This window comes from Rossellomorea aquimaris, assembly GCF_020172085.1.
Lineage (GTDB): Bacteria > Bacillota > Bacilli > Bacillales > Bacillaceae_B > Rossellomorea > Rossellomorea aquimaris_E.
Genome location: NZ_JAIVAT010000003.1, coordinates 1,532,303 through 1,547,157 on the forward strand (window position 1 = coordinate 1,532,303; position 14,855 = coordinate 1,547,157).

Here is a 14,855-nt window from a genome sequence, read left to right on the forward strand (position 1 = left end):
ATCGCATTCTTTTACCTAAATCATCCATTTAAACTATACCATAAAACGTAATGTTAATTCAATTTATTCTGACGTTCAGTGTACCTTTAATGTCCTATCAAAAACCTTGAAAACCACCGAATACAGATGTGAAGTACGCAAGAATAACGGTCATCCAATCAAAGAATAGCATGATTCCAACAGCAATCATGACATATCCTCCGACTTTCACAATCTTTCCACTGTTCTTTCTGATCCATTTCATTCTTCCGATGAAGAATGAAAGAATGAAGAAAGGGATGGCAAACCCCAATACATAGGCTGTCATATACAGGACTCCTGAACCCGGATTGGTTGCCGCAAGCGCCAGTACCGAAGCGAGGATCGGGCCGGTACAGGGGGTCCATCCGGCAGCAAATGCCATCCCGATGAGGATAGAACCGACAAATCCTGCTGGCCTATTCTTAAATTCATATCTTCGGTCCTTCATCAGGGTCTCAGGAGTAAAGACTCCAATGACCACCAAACCGAATATTACGATAAAGATTGCTCCAAGCTGACGAATGAGGTCTTTATAGTTCAAAAAGAAGTTTCCAATCAAGGAAGCCCCAAATCCAATGGCTATAAAAATGGCAGAGAAACCGATCAAGAAAAATAAGGTATGTAATAAACTTCTTCTCTGTAGCATGGCATTGTCCGTTTTCAATTCATTGACGCTCATCCCCGTAATATATGAAAGAAAAGCGGGGTATAAGGGAAGGCAGCATGGGGATATGAAGCTGAGAAATCCGGCCCCAAAGGCCAGGAAAATATTAATATCAGACATTTCTACATCTCCTACAATTCAGTATATATCTATTCTATCAAACAATTCTCGAAACTATGAGGAATGATTGTGTGAAAGATTTGTGTCCATTTCATTACAACCTCTTCATTCTCTTTCATTTGTATTAAAGTCTCTTTTCTTTTTTTGAAAACCACCATTTTTGCTTTGAAAAAAAAGGCTACTTTCGTTATACTAATAAAAAGTTACAGTTATTACTAGTTTTGTATTCCACTTGTCAGGACATACAAAAGAAAGGAAACAGCCGTGTCTAAAAAAGAGCTTCTCGAACGAATTGAAAAAAAGCGCGCTCAATTAATTGATATTGTTGCTGAAAATGGACTTACATCTCCTCAAGCAATTCAATTTAGTCAGGAACTTGATCGTCTGTTGAATAGCTACAACTCTCAATACATAAAAAAATGTTATACACCACAAATGAGCTAAATCTAATCATATATGCAAATATATTATTTCCATATAATGCAATAATTATAAAAAGGGAGACCCCACACCTGCCGGGTCTCCTTTTTATTGGATCAAATTCATTTATGATCCTGCTATAGCATCTTCCATCCCCTGCACTAAACCATTTTGCAGCAGATACATTTTATAATAGATCCCTTTTTGCAGCAATAACTCCTGATGGCTTCCCCGCTCCACAATCTCCCCTTGGTGCAGGACAAGGATGAGGTCCGCATCCTGGATCGTCGATAGCCTGTGGGCAATGGCAATGGTTGTTCTCCCTTTTCTCATCTTGGTTAAGGCATCTTGAATCGCTTCTTCGGTTTCTGTATCAATATTTGCCGTTGCTTCGTCCAAAACGAGAATCTTTGGTTTTGCGGCAATGGTTCGTGCAAAGGCAATCAATTGCCTTTGTCCACTTGAGAGTGTTGAACCCCTTTCCACCACAGGGTGAGAAAATCCTTCAGGAAGTTTATCGATAAACGTATTTGCCTGTACAAATGCTGCAGCTTCTTCAACCTCTTGATTAGACATACTTACTTGATGGAGCTTGATATTATCCCGGATATTTCCGAAGAAGAGGAAGGGATCCTGCAGGACCAACCCCATTTTCTGACGTAGTTCTTTCTTCGGATAAGATTTGATACTTCGTCCATCTATTAAAATACTCCCGTGGTCAAATTCATAAAATCTCATAAGTAGATTAATGATGGAGCTTTTACCGCTTCCTGTATGTCCAACAAGAGCAATCGTTTCTCCCTGCTTTGCTGTGAATGATATATTCTTTAAAACATCCGTTTTTCCATCATATGAGAAGGAAACATCTGCAAATGTAATTTCCCCTTTCTCTATCGTTTCACTCTCTTTTTCATGAATGATTTGATCGGGGGAAAGCTCTTCTTCATCCAGAAGCTTAAAGACACGAGAAGAAGCAATGATGGCCTGTTGAAACATTGATAACCTCATCATTATTTGATTGACCGGTTCGAAAAAGCGGTCGAGATAATTCACAAAGGCATAAAGTATACCTATTTCAATTGGTTGATTGAATGAGGTGAGACCAAAATAACTCAGAACTACTATTAAGGCAGCAACATAAACCAAGTCAATAGCAGGCCTCAATAATAACCCATCGACCTTTATATTCCTCATTCCTGCCAAGTAGTGCTTTTCATTAATTTCACCGAACTCTTGCCTAAATCGTTTTTCCTGCCTGAACACTTGGATGATGGACATTCCTTGAAGGGACTCACTGAGCTTTGCATTAAGCTCACTCAATCTCTCACGCATTTCCTGATAGAAGATGGAACTATACATACGATACATTTTCATGATCATAAAGAGAAAAGGTAAGATGAAGAGACAAAAAAACGCTAAACGGGGATTCAATGCAAACATCGCAATGAATATTCCTGTTAAAAGGAAAGCTCCCTGGATGAAAGAAACCAAAACACTCACAAACATATCCTTGATGGCTTCTGTATCATTCGTTACACGGGAGACAATGCTGCCAGCTGGCGTGCGATCAAAATACTTCATTCCAAGGCTCTGAACCTTTCGAAAGACCTCGACCCTCAATTGCTGGATGATTCTAAGGGCGATTTCCTGAAATTTCAATAATTGAAAATACGAAATCCATACATTTCCTATTTGAATCAATAAATATGCAGCAGCCAAACCTGTGAGTGGGCCATAAGGAAATACCCTGGGAGTTAAATAATTATCGATGAACACCTTTATGATAATGGGACCGAAAATATCTCCGACCGTTGTCAGAAACAATAGTGAAAATGCGTACAACATCGTCTTTTTATGGGGCTTTGTATATTTCATGAGGCGAAAAAAAATCATCCGCTGCTCTTTTGGTGTCAATGTCTGATTTTGATCCATTTCCTACCCTCCATGCTCCACGAGGTCTTCTAACTGTTGGCGGAGGTACATTTCTCTATACCTACCTTTTTCCTGCATTAATTCACTGTGAGTACCTCTCTCGATGATTTTCCCGTCATCCAGGACAATGATCAGATCTGCATGTTGAATGGCGCTTAATCGATGAGAAGCGATCATCGTCGTCTTTCCGGCACGATTTTGCTTCAATGCCTCCAGGATTGATTCTTCTGTTTTGGCATCCACCGCCGACAGGGAATCATCCAGGATCAATACTTCAGGATCCATCAAAAGAGCCCTTGCGATCGAAACTCTCTGCTTCTGTCCACCCGAAAGAGATACTCCCCTTTCCCCCACCACTGTGTCATATCCTTTAGATAACCGGATAATATCCTCATGAATATGCGCTTCTGCCGCTGCCGATTCAACTTCCTCCATGGTTGAGAGAGGATTCGAAAAGGAAATGTTTTCTTTAATCGTTGCCGAAAATAGAAAGTGATCCTGTGGTACGTATCCTATACTTTCACGCAACCGCATTAATGTATAATGTTGAATGGCATTACCTCCGAATGTCACACTCCCCTTGTAACCTTCAAACTCCCTCAGAAGGAGTTTGAAAAGCGTGGTTTTTCCTGCGCCGGTTTTCCCTACAATGCCGATGGTTTGGCCTTTTTTGAAGGCAAAATGAATATCCTTCAATGCATGCACCTCTTCACCAGGAAATGAAAAGGACTCAATATGATACTCAATATCTCCTGTAGGAGATTGGTCGACGGCTTCTGGGGTATTCTGAATATCCACCTGTTCTTCCAGGAGATTCTTAACGCGATCATATGAGGCACGGCCTCTTTCTACAATATTAAATAACCAACCGAATGCGAGCATTGGCCAAATCAGGAGCCCGAGGTAAGTGGTGAACGAAATCAATTCGCCTATTGTCATCTCGCCATTTACAACAAACTTTGCCCCGAATAGAATGGAAAGGAAGAAGGAGATTCCGACAATGATGGAGATGGTCGGATCAAATAAGGAATCCACCCTTGCAACGGAAATATTTTTCTGGACCACCTCTTCTGATTGAACCCTGAATGCTTCGATATCTTCGTTTTCCTGCCCAAAGGTCTTAATGACCTTAATCCCTGTTACACTTTCCTGGGTTTTATCATTTAATGATGAAAAGGCTTCTTGCGCATCATGAAACCTTTTATGCAGGAGTGTTCCATAATAACTGGTCAAAATCGCCATAAACGGCATCGGGATGAGTGCGATAAGGGTTAGTTTCCAGCTAATCGTCAAAGCCATGGCGATAACGACAAAGGATCCCGTTGATAATGAATCCACAAGGGTCAAGACCCCCACTCCCGCTGTTTGTTGAATAGCCTGTAGATCATTTGTTGCGTGAGCCATCAGATCCCCAACACGCCTCTTCTGATAGAAGGCTGGGGACATTTTGGTGAAATGGTGATATAATTCATTCCTCAATATGCGGGAAAGCTTGGTGGCAGATCCGAATATCATGATCCTCCATATAAAACGAAGACCATACATGGACAATGCGGTAACGATCAAAACCAGAACCCATTTCAACATGTCCTCTGACGTAAGCGTTTGCCCCTTTATGCGATCGACTACTATCCCAACAATTCTTGGTGGAATCAATTGAAGGAATGCGACCATCAACAGGAGAATGATTCCTATGACATATGATTTTTTCTCCTGTAGAAAAAACCATTTCAAATCTAAGAAAACTCTCATTCTATACCCCCTGAATCATGATGAAATCGACTCTTTATTTTACCAAATTTCAGAAAAATGAGATATGTTTTTTTCTTTTGATCCTGTTTTATTTTTTCAATTTAAAAATGCTCTTTTAACATGGTTGTTGGTTGATTTCCGCTCCAATCAACTGTCCAAGCATATATTGTTTCAATATAACCGTGTAAGTATCAAAATTACTTACAATAAATTCATTTTTTGACTGCAGTGATCGATTATTTCTAATATACTAATGTACTTTGTCTTTAATCTTATCAATCATATCAACAACTGCTTCTTTAGAGGGTGATGAGAATTGTTTAGACTCCTACGGAAAACGGCCCTAAACTCTCCAGCGCATACTTAATATCCGGGAAGCTGAAAAAATACAATGCATCTTGCGAAGACCTATTGTTGAGATTGTTACACCAAATAAAAAAGAGCATCTCTTCAAATGATAAGAGATGCTCAGTAGAATTGAATGATTGTTAATGTATTTCTACAAATGGTTCCTGGTCTACTTCTTTAACGATGGTCGCTTTCAGACCCTTAGGCGTTTTCACATAAAGATAAACCGGTGTGTGAGGAAAATAATCGACGATTTCTGGACCGATCGCCTGTGCAAAGCCGACTAATTCGGTTTCTTTCACCATTCCAGTATGTACATCGATGACCAGTTTATTTAACGTGTCTTTTCTATACAAACCTTTCCCGACGAATTCAATATCCTGATGAGAAAAGAATTTTGACACATAATCTTCTAAATCCCGGATACGATTATATAGATCGCGGTCCTTTTCTTCCCCTTCATCACTAGGGAAATAAAAATATTTGTCGGATATATCATCCCACTTTTTAATTCTAGTATCATTCTCATCCAAATAAGTAGTAGTAATATAGTTACCTGAGACTACACTGTTTAATGGCTGAAGCTTATAAATCGAAATCATGATGGGTACATTTTTCAATTCCTTAATCGCCCTTACACGACTGGCAACCGTGGCAGCCATTTTCTTTCCATATTCCTCCATCTTTTTCTCATTTATTTTCGCTTCATCAAAATGCATGAGTTTCTTATCATCTTCGACCCGAATGTAATCGACAGAATTCATTGCAAGGCCAAGAGATATCCCTTTGATGTTGCCTTCAGAGTCGACATAATTCTGTTCATGAATATAGGCAAGGTACATCGGGTTTTTCTTTTCCGTCTCCATTTGCTGTTCCCATGTCATATCATCTGTAATCTTCAATGCAGGGTTGAGTCCCAATTTATTGGATTTAGACTCCCTCCCTAACCATGAACTTAACTTCTTTAAGTATTGCCCCTCTTGATAGACATATTTTTCAGGTGAATAATGATCAGTGGATAATGACATAAGACCTGTCTCAATTTCATCCATATCACTGCGATTATTGATGGTCATTGTAATGAGGCCGCGATTAACCGCTTTTTTTTCTTCATTCACTTTATAATTTAAATATTCACGTGCATCACCTGCAGCACTATTTTGAACTTCCAATGTTTCTTCATCTATCACTTCTTGAGGCTTATTGTTGCATCCGGCAACAAGAGTCAATAGAGAAAGTGATACAATCAACCATTTTTTCATATAGCTCCCTCCGGACTATATTTTATCATACATTTAAATTTAATCAGTCCCATAACCTTTAAGTTTTTATGAATTTTAAAAAATAATTCCATTATCCTAAGATAATTGAAAAAGTGGTGTCTTCATGTCTTTACATCAGCATACCCCATCAATAGAAAAAGCACTCATGACCTGAGTGCTTCCATCTATTACTTCATGTTCTTATTCATTGCATTCATCATTTGATTAATTTTCTTCTGTGATGGTTTTTGACCCATCTGCATCATCATCATGCGCAACATTTGCTCGTTGATTGGTGGATTTTTCTTAAGGTAGCTCATCATATATTTACGAGCAATGAAAAATCCTAGTGCAACTCCAGCAAGTAATGCCAGAACTCCTACTAGAATAAGTAATCCAGTCGTTCCCATACTCTTACTTCCTCCTTCATGTTGTCCTTTTAAAAGTGTACTAAACCAAGAAACATTATACAATATCTTGGTCAAAATTTCATATTAATATATAAACTTTCTTTGTTTTATCGGTTTTAACCAGCCAAAACGTTCATTTTTCAGGTCCATTGCCAATAGCTGCCCCATATTTCTTCGTAAAATTTCAAAAAAGAGATATTCTGATTCATCGTGGCCCCAGGCATTTAGAATCATCGACTTTTCATTCAACACGAGCGTAGCCCCTGATCCATTTCTTTCTATCGTCGCCACGGAGTCCACCCAAGTTGCCCCTTCTACCTTTGTCATTTCGTTCTGAAGGATTCTTTGTGTAGGAAGGTAAGGTATCGGTTTTGTAATGTAATCCACTTGTTTAGAGACGATAGTGTGAAGGTCACCTGTACTCGATTCCCAATCAGAAAACAACTGATAGAACATTCTTTCACGACCATAATAGTGCTGAACAAACAATTCTTCAATCCAATAGATTTGATAATTTCGCACCTTTTCTCCCTCCTACCTTTCTTTCATTTAGTATAAATCAACTAGAAGGGAGTCATTGTCATAAATTGTTGAAAATCTGCACTAGTTTTGTCGAACAAATTTTGAGAATGTATTTTCATCTCTTAAAGCTTAGTAAGGTATTTACCCTTTACCCGAATTCTTCCAATTGTACTCTTATTTATTCACAAATCCTTTCAGAATGCTTTATCAAATGGCTGTTTTCCCAAAGATTGTTGCTATTCGCATACAAACTAAGATTTACGATGCTCTGTCATTAAAGTTGTGGTTCAGGAGGGTGAAGGGAACAGTCCCACTTTCCACGGACGTTCGGCCGAGCCTCCTCAGCAAAAACCGCTTCCGGGGTCTCGGCACGCCCGTTTTCCGTAGGAGTCTTCGCAGTTTCCTTCACCCTCTAAAGTAGTAAGTAGTTGACAGAGCATAATGGTTTGTGACCATCAGTTTAAAAAAAGTAAAGGATTATTAAATAAAATCAGTCACTGCAACGAATGATAAAGCAGTGGTATACGCAATCTCCACATTTCCTTTGTGATAGTCAAAGTTTTCGTCAGTTGATTGGAGCGGAAGGTGCTCGACTCCTGCGGGAAACGCTGGACAGGACGAAAAGCGAAGGCGGCTTGGTCAGGCCCGACTCGCCTTATGACCTCGAGGGGCTAGCCGCCATAGCTGGATCTTGAGACCGCGCAGGCGCAGCCGAGGAGGCTCACCGCCAGCCCCGCGGAAAGCGAGCACCTGTAGCGGAAATCAACCGCCACTCGCTACATCCAAAAGCAACAATGTTTACGAAAACAGCTTTACAAATAAAAAGACCAACTCCTTAAAGAGTGTAAGGAGTTGATCTTTTACATTTAGAATTACTGAAGTAACGCTTTGATTCTTGATACAACATTATCTGAAGTGAAGCCATACTCTTCCATGACTTTCGCTCCAGGAGCAGATGCACCATAACCATTGATCGCTAAGATGTCACCTTCATCCCCAACATAACGATCCCAGCCCATTGGAGATCCCATCTCAATTGCCAAGCGCTTTTTAACTGCTTTAGGCAAGATAGATTCTTTATATTCTTTTGATTGTTTTTCGAAACGGTCCCAAGAAGGCATACTCACAACAGATACACTGATGCCGTCTTTCTCAAGTGCATTCTGCGCGTCCACGGCAAGATGCACTTCAGATCCAGTCGCAATCAAGAGCGCATCAGGCTGGTCTTTACCAGAAGCTGAAACGACATACGCTCCTTTATTTACCCCATTGTATGCTTTATCTGCCGTACCTTTAAGAGTAGGCAGGTCCTGACGGGATAGAACTAACATCGTTGGCTGATTCTTAGATTCCAAGGATAACTTCCAAGCAGCTGCCACTTCATTACCATCACCAGGGCGAATGACAGAAAGGTTTGGCATAGCACGCAGGGATGCAAGTTGTTCTACAGGTTCATGTGTTGGACCGTCTTCCCCTACAGCGATGCTATCATGTGTAAATACATACGTCACAGGTAAGCCCATTAGAGCCGCTAAACGAATAGCTGGTCTTAAATAGTCACTGAATACGAAGAATGTACCTCCGAATACATGGAGGCCACCATGTAGGGCCATACCATTCATAGCACCACCCATACCGAATTCACGAACACCAAACCAGATATTACGGCCCTCGTATGATTCAGGCATGAAGTCTTTTTCATCTTTGATCATCGTTTTGTTCGAACCTGCCAAGTCAGCAGAACCACCGATGAATGAAGGAAGATTTTTAGCAATTGCATTTAATACTTCTCCTGAAGAAGCCCGGCTCGCTAATGCCTTTCCTTCTTCATAGACAGGGATGTCCTTATCCCAGCCTTCAGGAAGCTCACCTTTGATTGCTGCCTCTAATTGAGCCGCTAGTTCAGGATGATCTTCTTTATATTTAATGAATTGATTAGCCCAATCCTGTTCTTTCGCAGATCCAGCTTGTTGTATTTTTTCCTCGAAGCGGCTGTAAACTTCATCAGGAACATGGAAATCCTGGTCGAACGTCCACTGGTATGCTTCTTTAGTCAGCTTCATTTCGTCTTCACCAAGAGGGGCACCGTGAACGGCTGATTTACCTGATTTGTTTGGAGCACCGTATCCAATGACTGTCTTCACTTCGATCATTGTTGGACGGGTAGTATCTCCTTGTGCTTCTTCGATGGCTTTCGAGATTTCTTCAAGGTCATTACCATCTTCAACACGGATGTATTGCCAACCATATGATTCAAAACGTCCTTTTACACTTTCAGAGAACGATTTATCAAGGTCTCCGTCAAGTGAAATATCATTTGAATCGTATAAGACAACAAGACGTCCTAATTTAAGGTGAGCTGCAAGCGATGCCGCTTCAGAGGATACACCTTCCATCAAGTCACCATCTCCACAAATGGAGTATGTATAGTGATCGACCATGTTGTGCTGGTCTTTGTTATATGTAGTGGCCAGATGTCTTTCGGCTAATGCCATACCAACCGCCATTGCGATTCCTTGACCAAGCGGACCTGTCGTGGCTTCTACACCAGGTGTGTGCTTGTATTCAGGGTGTCCTGGAGTTTTACTTCCCCACTGACGGAAATTCTTAAGATCGTCCATTGACACATCATAACCTGATAAATGAAGCAGGCTATATAACAGCATCGAACCATGTCCTGCCGATAAAACGAAGCGGTCACGGTTGAACCACTCAGGGTTTTTAGGATTATGGTTCATGAATCTTGTCCAGAGTGCATACGCCATTGGAGCTGCTCCCATAGGCATCCCCGGGTGACCGGAATTTGCTTTTTCAATTGCATCGATTGATAATGTACGAATTGTATTAATTGCTAATTGATCTGTGTTATCAAACATAAGTCAGACATCCTTCCTTTTAATGTACCTTATTAATATTAATCTTCTTTGGTAGTTTATACAACTATCTTGAATGATAACATGACTTTATCATCCATGAAAATAAAAAACCTTTGAACATGCCTATTTACGGGTTTATCCAATCGCTGCTGATTTCTGCCAGACGAAGTCAATCAATGTGTGCTTGATCGTGAATAAATATCATTCATATATCCCCACCCTTTAACACACATGTAAAAAGCTGCCAGATCTCTTACAAAGAGACCTGACAGCCATTCAAATCAGTGCATTTTTTTCTTGGTTTGTATATCCTGAATCTTTTTCGGTGTTACTTCATTACCTTCCGGATCAAAGATTCTCGTATTTTCAATCGTGCCTTTCATCGATTGACGGAATGTTTCAAGGTATTCTTTCCTCAATTTAGTCTGTTCTTTAGCTTCTTGTTCTGTAAGTCCTTTTTCTTTGGACTTTTTGGCAAGTTCGTTGATTCGGTTCATTTTTGTTTTTGAAAGCATCTATAAAAACTCCTTTATTGCATAGTCAGCTAGTTCCAACAGTTGTATATTATACTACCGTCATGTTACTAGATTAAAGGAGATAAAACAAGAGTTAAGCATCTTCAAGCGAGGCCATATATTCCTTGAATCGTCTATGTACCGTTGCCTTTGAGACATCGTAGCCGAACCCCCTTAGGGTAGCTGCGATCTCAGCAAATGTCAATTCATTTTTCCTTAACCTAATAATTTCCTCGACAGGCACTTCAATGCGTTCCCTTCCATCCTGATTGCCTTTGTTTTTTAAATTTTTATGTGGTTTAAAGCCATTTCTAACAGCCCTTTGCATACCCCTTTTGATTTTCAGGTTATGAAGCTTCCTTTGATATTCCTCCACCATACTGACGATGTTTATGACCATTGAGTCGGATTCAGATAAGTGAAGTTCACCACTATGAGTCTGGCTGACAATCTTCACTTCTTCTTTTAATAAGCAGTGTATAAGGGCAATCTTCGCATTACCCCTTCCGATCCTTGTCTCGTCCTGTATGAACACAGCTTCGATCGATTGGTCTTTCACCATGTCCAAGAGTTCCAATACACCTGGACGGTCCAACTCGAATCCGCTCGCCTGGTCCTTTATGATCGCTTCGACTTCATACTGATGATCTAATGCCAATTTGACCAGTTCTTCCTCTTGACGTTCCAAGGAAGTTTCCTGCGTATTTTTCTTCGTACTTACCCTGCAGTATATTACCGCCTTCATCTTCTATCCCTCTATTCTTCATTCATGACAAGTTCATAATCTGATTGGGTGGATATGGTTGGATTTTCTATCGGTAACACAAGTGATTCTCCGGGTTTGATAGAAAAGGAGGTTAAGTCGTTTTCCTCTCCCACCCAGGCAATAAATTCTTCCACTGTCATAGAATAGTCTTCATTATACTGTTTTGCAATGGTCCAAAGAGTGTCACCATTCTTGACCGTGATACTTTGGTAGGATGGTTGGTTTGTGATATTGATTAATAAATAGACAGCGGATAAAAGAGCTAAAACAAATAATATGATTATATAAGAGAATCGAGACCAAATATGTGTTAACATATAAATTACCTCCATGCGAATGTTTGTTCTGTTTTCGATATATTCATTGTAATACGAACATCCGTTTGGTGTCAACACAAATTCGAACTTATGTTTGTATCTATTGGAAAGACATGCTATAATGGGAACATAAGATCTATAATAGAGGTGCGTGAACATGACAAAATTGTCTAAAAGACAGCAAGACATACTCCAATATATTAAAGTTTCAGTTAGAGAAAAAGGTTATCCGCCTTCCGTACGTGAAATCGGGGAAGCCGTCGGTCTTGCTTCTAGTTCCACCGTACACGGACATTTAGCCAGGCTTGAGAGCAAAGGTCTGATACGTCGCGATCCAACCAAACCAAGAGCAATTGAAATTCTGGATCTTGAAGAGGATACCATTCCTCGACAAAGAGTTGTCAATGTCCCATTAATCGGTAAGGTAACAGCCGGTCAGCCCATTACAGCAGTCGAAAACGTGGAAGAATTCTTCCCCCTCCCCGAACGGATGGCCCCTTCGGATGAACAGGTCTTCATGCTGGAAATCATGGGGGATAGTATGATAGAAGCCGGAATCCTCGACGGGGACTTTGTCATCGTACGCCAGCAGCAAACAGCCAATAATGGCGACATTGTCGTTGCCATGACAGATGAAGATGAGGCAACAGTCAAACGTTTCTTTAAAGAAAGGGACTACGTTCGACTACAGCCCGAAAATTCAACCATGGAGCCTATTATATTGAGAAATGTTTCGATTTTGGGTAAAGTGGTCGGAGTTTATCGTCAAGTGCATTAATAATCATCCCGCTACGAATTGTGCGTAGCGGGATTTTTGTTTTTTGTTAACATTTATATAGGGAATACATCTACCAAAGGATTGAATAGGAAGTGTGGAGCATGTTCGCAGCTGCTTTATACTCAAGATCAGTATCAGGGAGTTAAGGTGTTTTATTGGTTTAACAAAGAACTAAGAGGTTGAAAATGAGACGTAGAAAGACTGGCTTCACGATGGAAAAAGTGTATAAAAACCAAAAAAACCTCGACACACAAGATGTCGAGGTTTTTTACTTCTATTAATACATTTGGATGTATTGCTCGCGCTCCCAAGGATGTACTTGTGTACGGAACATATCCCATTCGATTTCTTTTGCTTCTACGAAATGTTCGAAGATGTGTTCTCCTAGTGATTTCACGATGACTTCATTTGTCTTAAGGTTTTCAAGAGCTGCATGTAATGTTGCTGGAAGATCTACGATACCTGCTTCCTCACGCTCTTTTTTGTCCATGACATAGATGTTACGGTCAATCGGCTTAGGAGCTTGCAGGTTATTCTTAACCCCATCCAATCCTGCTGCTAATAAAACAGCCATTGCAAGGTAAGGGTTTGCCGCAGGATCGACACTGCGCACTTCTACACGAGTACTCAATCCACGTGATGCAGGAATACGGATTAACGGGCTACGGTTACGTGCAGACCACGCAACATAACATGGCGCTTCATATCCTGGTACTAGTCGCTTGTATGAGTTTACAGTCGGGTTTGTGATCGCTGTAAAGTCAGTAGCATGCTTAATGATACCAGCAAGGAATTGGCGTGCTGTATCACTTAGTTGTAAGTCACCTTTTTCATCAAAGAAAGAGTTTACACCGTTTTTGAATAAGGACATATTACAGTGCATACCAGAACCATTGACACCAAATAATGGCTTCGGCATGAATGTTGCGTGTAAACCATGTTTACGTGCAATCGTTTTAACCACCAATTTAAATGTTTGAATATCGTCACAAGCTTTTAATGCATTCGCATATTTGAAATCGATCTCATGCTGACCAGGAGCTACCTCATGGTGAGATGCTTCGATTTCAAAGCCCATCTCTTCAAGTTCCAATGCGATGTCACGACGGCAGTTCTCCCCAAGATCGGTAGGAGCTAAGTCAAAGTATCCGCCGTTGTCGTTCAGTTCAAGAGTTGGTTCGCCATTTACATCTAATTTAAAGAGGAAGAATTCCGGCTCAGGTCCAAGATTGAAGTCAGTAAACCCTAGCTCTTCCATCTCACCTAAGATACGTCTTAGATTATTACGAGGATCTCCCTCAAATGGAGTGCCATCAGGATTGTAAATATCACAGATTAGTCGGGCTACTTTACCTTTTTCGGCTGTCCATGGGAATACTAACCATGTGTCTAAATCAAGGAAAAGGTACATATCTGATTCTTCAATACGAACGAACCCTTCGATTGAAGACCCATCAAACATCATCTTGTTATCCAATGCTTTTTCAAGCTGACTTAAAGGGATTTCTACATTCTTTATCGTCCCTAAAATATCAGTGAATTGTAGTCGAATGAATTTAACCCCTTCTTCATTCGCTAATCTTAACACATCTTCTCGAGTATACTTTGCCATTTACGTAATTCCTCCTCAAGTTTAATTAAAGGTTTATTTAATGAAAAAAGCGTGACATATCACCTTGACGGAGACTTGATCGATTGAAACGACCGGAATGCATCAGTTCATTTCGTAGCAATTTACGAAGTTCGTCGTCAGATAGATCCTGTCGTGCCTTTTCTTCCTTTTCATCACTTACGTCAGATACTACTTTCTTTTCATTATGACTGGAAACAGAAAAGATTTTCTTGATACCGGCCATGTTGATACCTTGATCTAACAAATCCTTTACTTCTAATAACTTATCAATGTCATTCAAGGAAAAGAGCCTGCGATTCCCCTCGGTTCTTGCCGGGTTAATCAATTGGTGCTCTTCATAGTATCGAATCTGACGAGCTGTTAAGTCCGTGAGCTGCATGACAATACTAATTGGAAACAATGCCATCGTTCGACGAATTTCACTTTCGCTCATCTTGATTCCTCCTTTTGTTTTCCTTCTTGAGTATATTATATGTAACGTCAGGAGTTCTGTCAATGAAATGTTAGATTTTCTTACAT

The 14,855-nt window shown here is 40.3% G+C and carries 14 protein-coding genes; 2 read left to right on the forward strand and 12 right to left on the reverse strand.

The window, feature by feature from the left end; genetic code table 11:
- Nucleotides 1–97: 97 nt before the first annotated feature.
- Entirely contained in the window at nucleotides 98–805 is a 708-nt protein-coding gene (locus LCL96_RS08715; protein ID WP_224941003.1) for a cytochrome c biogenesis CcdA family protein, read from the reverse strand.
- A 264-nt stretch (nucleotides 806–1,069) separates the two neighbouring features.
- On the opposite strand from LCL96_RS08715, the gene LCL96_RS08720 reads away from it, so the two are divergent.
- Nucleotides 1,070–1,249: an aspartyl-phosphate phosphatase Spo0E family protein gene (locus LCL96_RS08720; protein ID WP_061811297.1), complete on the forward strand. Its 180-nt coding sequence runs from the start codon at nucleotides 1,070–1,072 to the stop codon at nucleotides 1,247–1,249.
- A 102-nt stretch (nucleotides 1,250–1,351) separates the two neighbouring features.
- On the opposite strand, the gene LCL96_RS08725 is transcribed toward LCL96_RS08720, so the two are convergent.
- From LCL96_RS08725 to LCL96_RS08765, 9 genes are all read right to left on the reverse strand, one after another.
- Nucleotides 1,352–3,157 carry an ABC transporter ATP-binding protein gene (locus LCL96_RS08725; RefSeq protein ID WP_224941004.1) on the reverse strand — a complete coding sequence of 602 codons (1,806 nt, stop codon included), beginning with the start codon at nucleotides 3,155–3,157 and terminating at the stop codon, nucleotides 1,352–1,354.
- A gap of 3 nt (nucleotides 3,158–3,160) precedes the next feature.
- Nucleotides 3,161–4,909: an ABC transporter transmembrane domain-containing protein gene (locus LCL96_RS08730; protein ID WP_224941005.1), complete on the reverse strand. Its 1,749-nt coding sequence runs from the start codon at nucleotides 4,907–4,909 to the stop codon at nucleotides 3,161–3,163.
- A gap of 488 nt (nucleotides 4,910–5,397) precedes the next feature.
- Complete coding sequence (locus LCL96_RS08735) at nucleotides 5,398–6,519, reverse strand: CamS family sex pheromone protein (protein ID WP_224941006.1); 1,122 nt, start codon at nucleotides 6,517–6,519, stop codon at nucleotides 5,398–5,400.
- 188 nt (nucleotides 6,520–6,707) lie between these two features.
- Complete coding sequence (locus tag LCL96_RS08740; protein ID WP_034759902.1) at nucleotides 6,708–6,929, reverse strand: YneF family protein; 222 nt, start codon at nucleotides 6,927–6,929, stop codon at nucleotides 6,708–6,710.
- Between the two features lie 84 nt (nucleotides 6,930–7,013).
- Nucleotides 7,014–7,451: a sporulation inhibitor of replication protein SirA gene (gene sirA / locus LCL96_RS08745; protein WP_224941007.1), complete on the reverse strand. Its 438-nt coding sequence runs from the start codon at nucleotides 7,449–7,451 to the stop codon at nucleotides 7,014–7,016.
- 872 nt (nucleotides 7,452–8,323) lie between these two features.
- Nucleotides 8,324–10,327 carry a transketolase gene (tkt, locus tag LCL96_RS08750; RefSeq protein WP_224941008.1) on the reverse strand — a complete coding sequence of 668 codons (2,004 nt, stop codon included), beginning with the start codon at nucleotides 10,325–10,327 and terminating at the stop codon, nucleotides 8,324–8,326.
- 281 nt (nucleotides 10,328–10,608) lie between these two features.
- Nucleotides 10,609–10,842, reverse strand: coding sequence for a DUF896 domain-containing protein (locus LCL96_RS08755; RefSeq protein ID WP_224941009.1), 234 nt, complete (start codon nucleotides 10,840–10,842; stop codon nucleotides 10,609–10,611).
- Between the two features lie 94 nt (nucleotides 10,843–10,936).
- The gene (locus tag LCL96_RS08760; protein WP_224941010.1) at nucleotides 10,937–11,587 is read right to left on the reverse strand and encodes a recombinase family protein; all 651 of its coding nucleotides are present in this window, start codon (nucleotides 11,585–11,587) and stop codon (nucleotides 10,937–10,939) included.
- Between the two features lie 11 nt (nucleotides 11,588–11,598).
- The gene (locus LCL96_RS08765) at nucleotides 11,599–11,925 is read right to left on the reverse strand and encodes a LysM peptidoglycan-binding domain-containing protein (RefSeq protein ID WP_224941011.1); all 327 of its coding nucleotides are present in this window, start codon (nucleotides 11,923–11,925) and stop codon (nucleotides 11,599–11,601) included.
- Nucleotides 11,926–12,082: 157 nt separating this feature from the next.
- On the opposite strand from LCL96_RS08765, the gene lexA reads away from it, so the two are divergent.
- Nucleotides 12,083–12,703, forward strand: a complete 621-nt coding sequence (gene lexA / locus LCL96_RS08770) for a transcriptional repressor LexA (RefSeq protein ID WP_224941012.1) — start codon at nucleotides 12,083–12,085, stop codon at nucleotides 12,701–12,703.
- A 277-nt stretch (nucleotides 12,704–12,980) separates the two neighbouring features.
- On the opposite strand, the gene glnA is transcribed toward lexA, so the two are convergent.
- Together glnA and LCL96_RS08780 are read right to left on the reverse strand one after the other, a co-directional pair.
- Entirely contained in the window at nucleotides 12,981–14,315 is a 1,335-nt protein-coding gene (gene glnA, locus LCL96_RS08775) for a type I glutamate--ammonia ligase (RefSeq protein ID WP_224941013.1), read from the reverse strand.
- A gap of 37 nt (nucleotides 14,316–14,352) precedes the next feature.
- Nucleotides 14,353–14,769: a MerR family transcriptional regulator gene (locus LCL96_RS08780; RefSeq protein ID WP_224941014.1), complete on the reverse strand. Its 417-nt coding sequence runs from the start codon at nucleotides 14,767–14,769 to the stop codon at nucleotides 14,353–14,355.
- Between the last annotated feature and the right edge of the window lie 86 nt (nucleotides 14,770–14,855).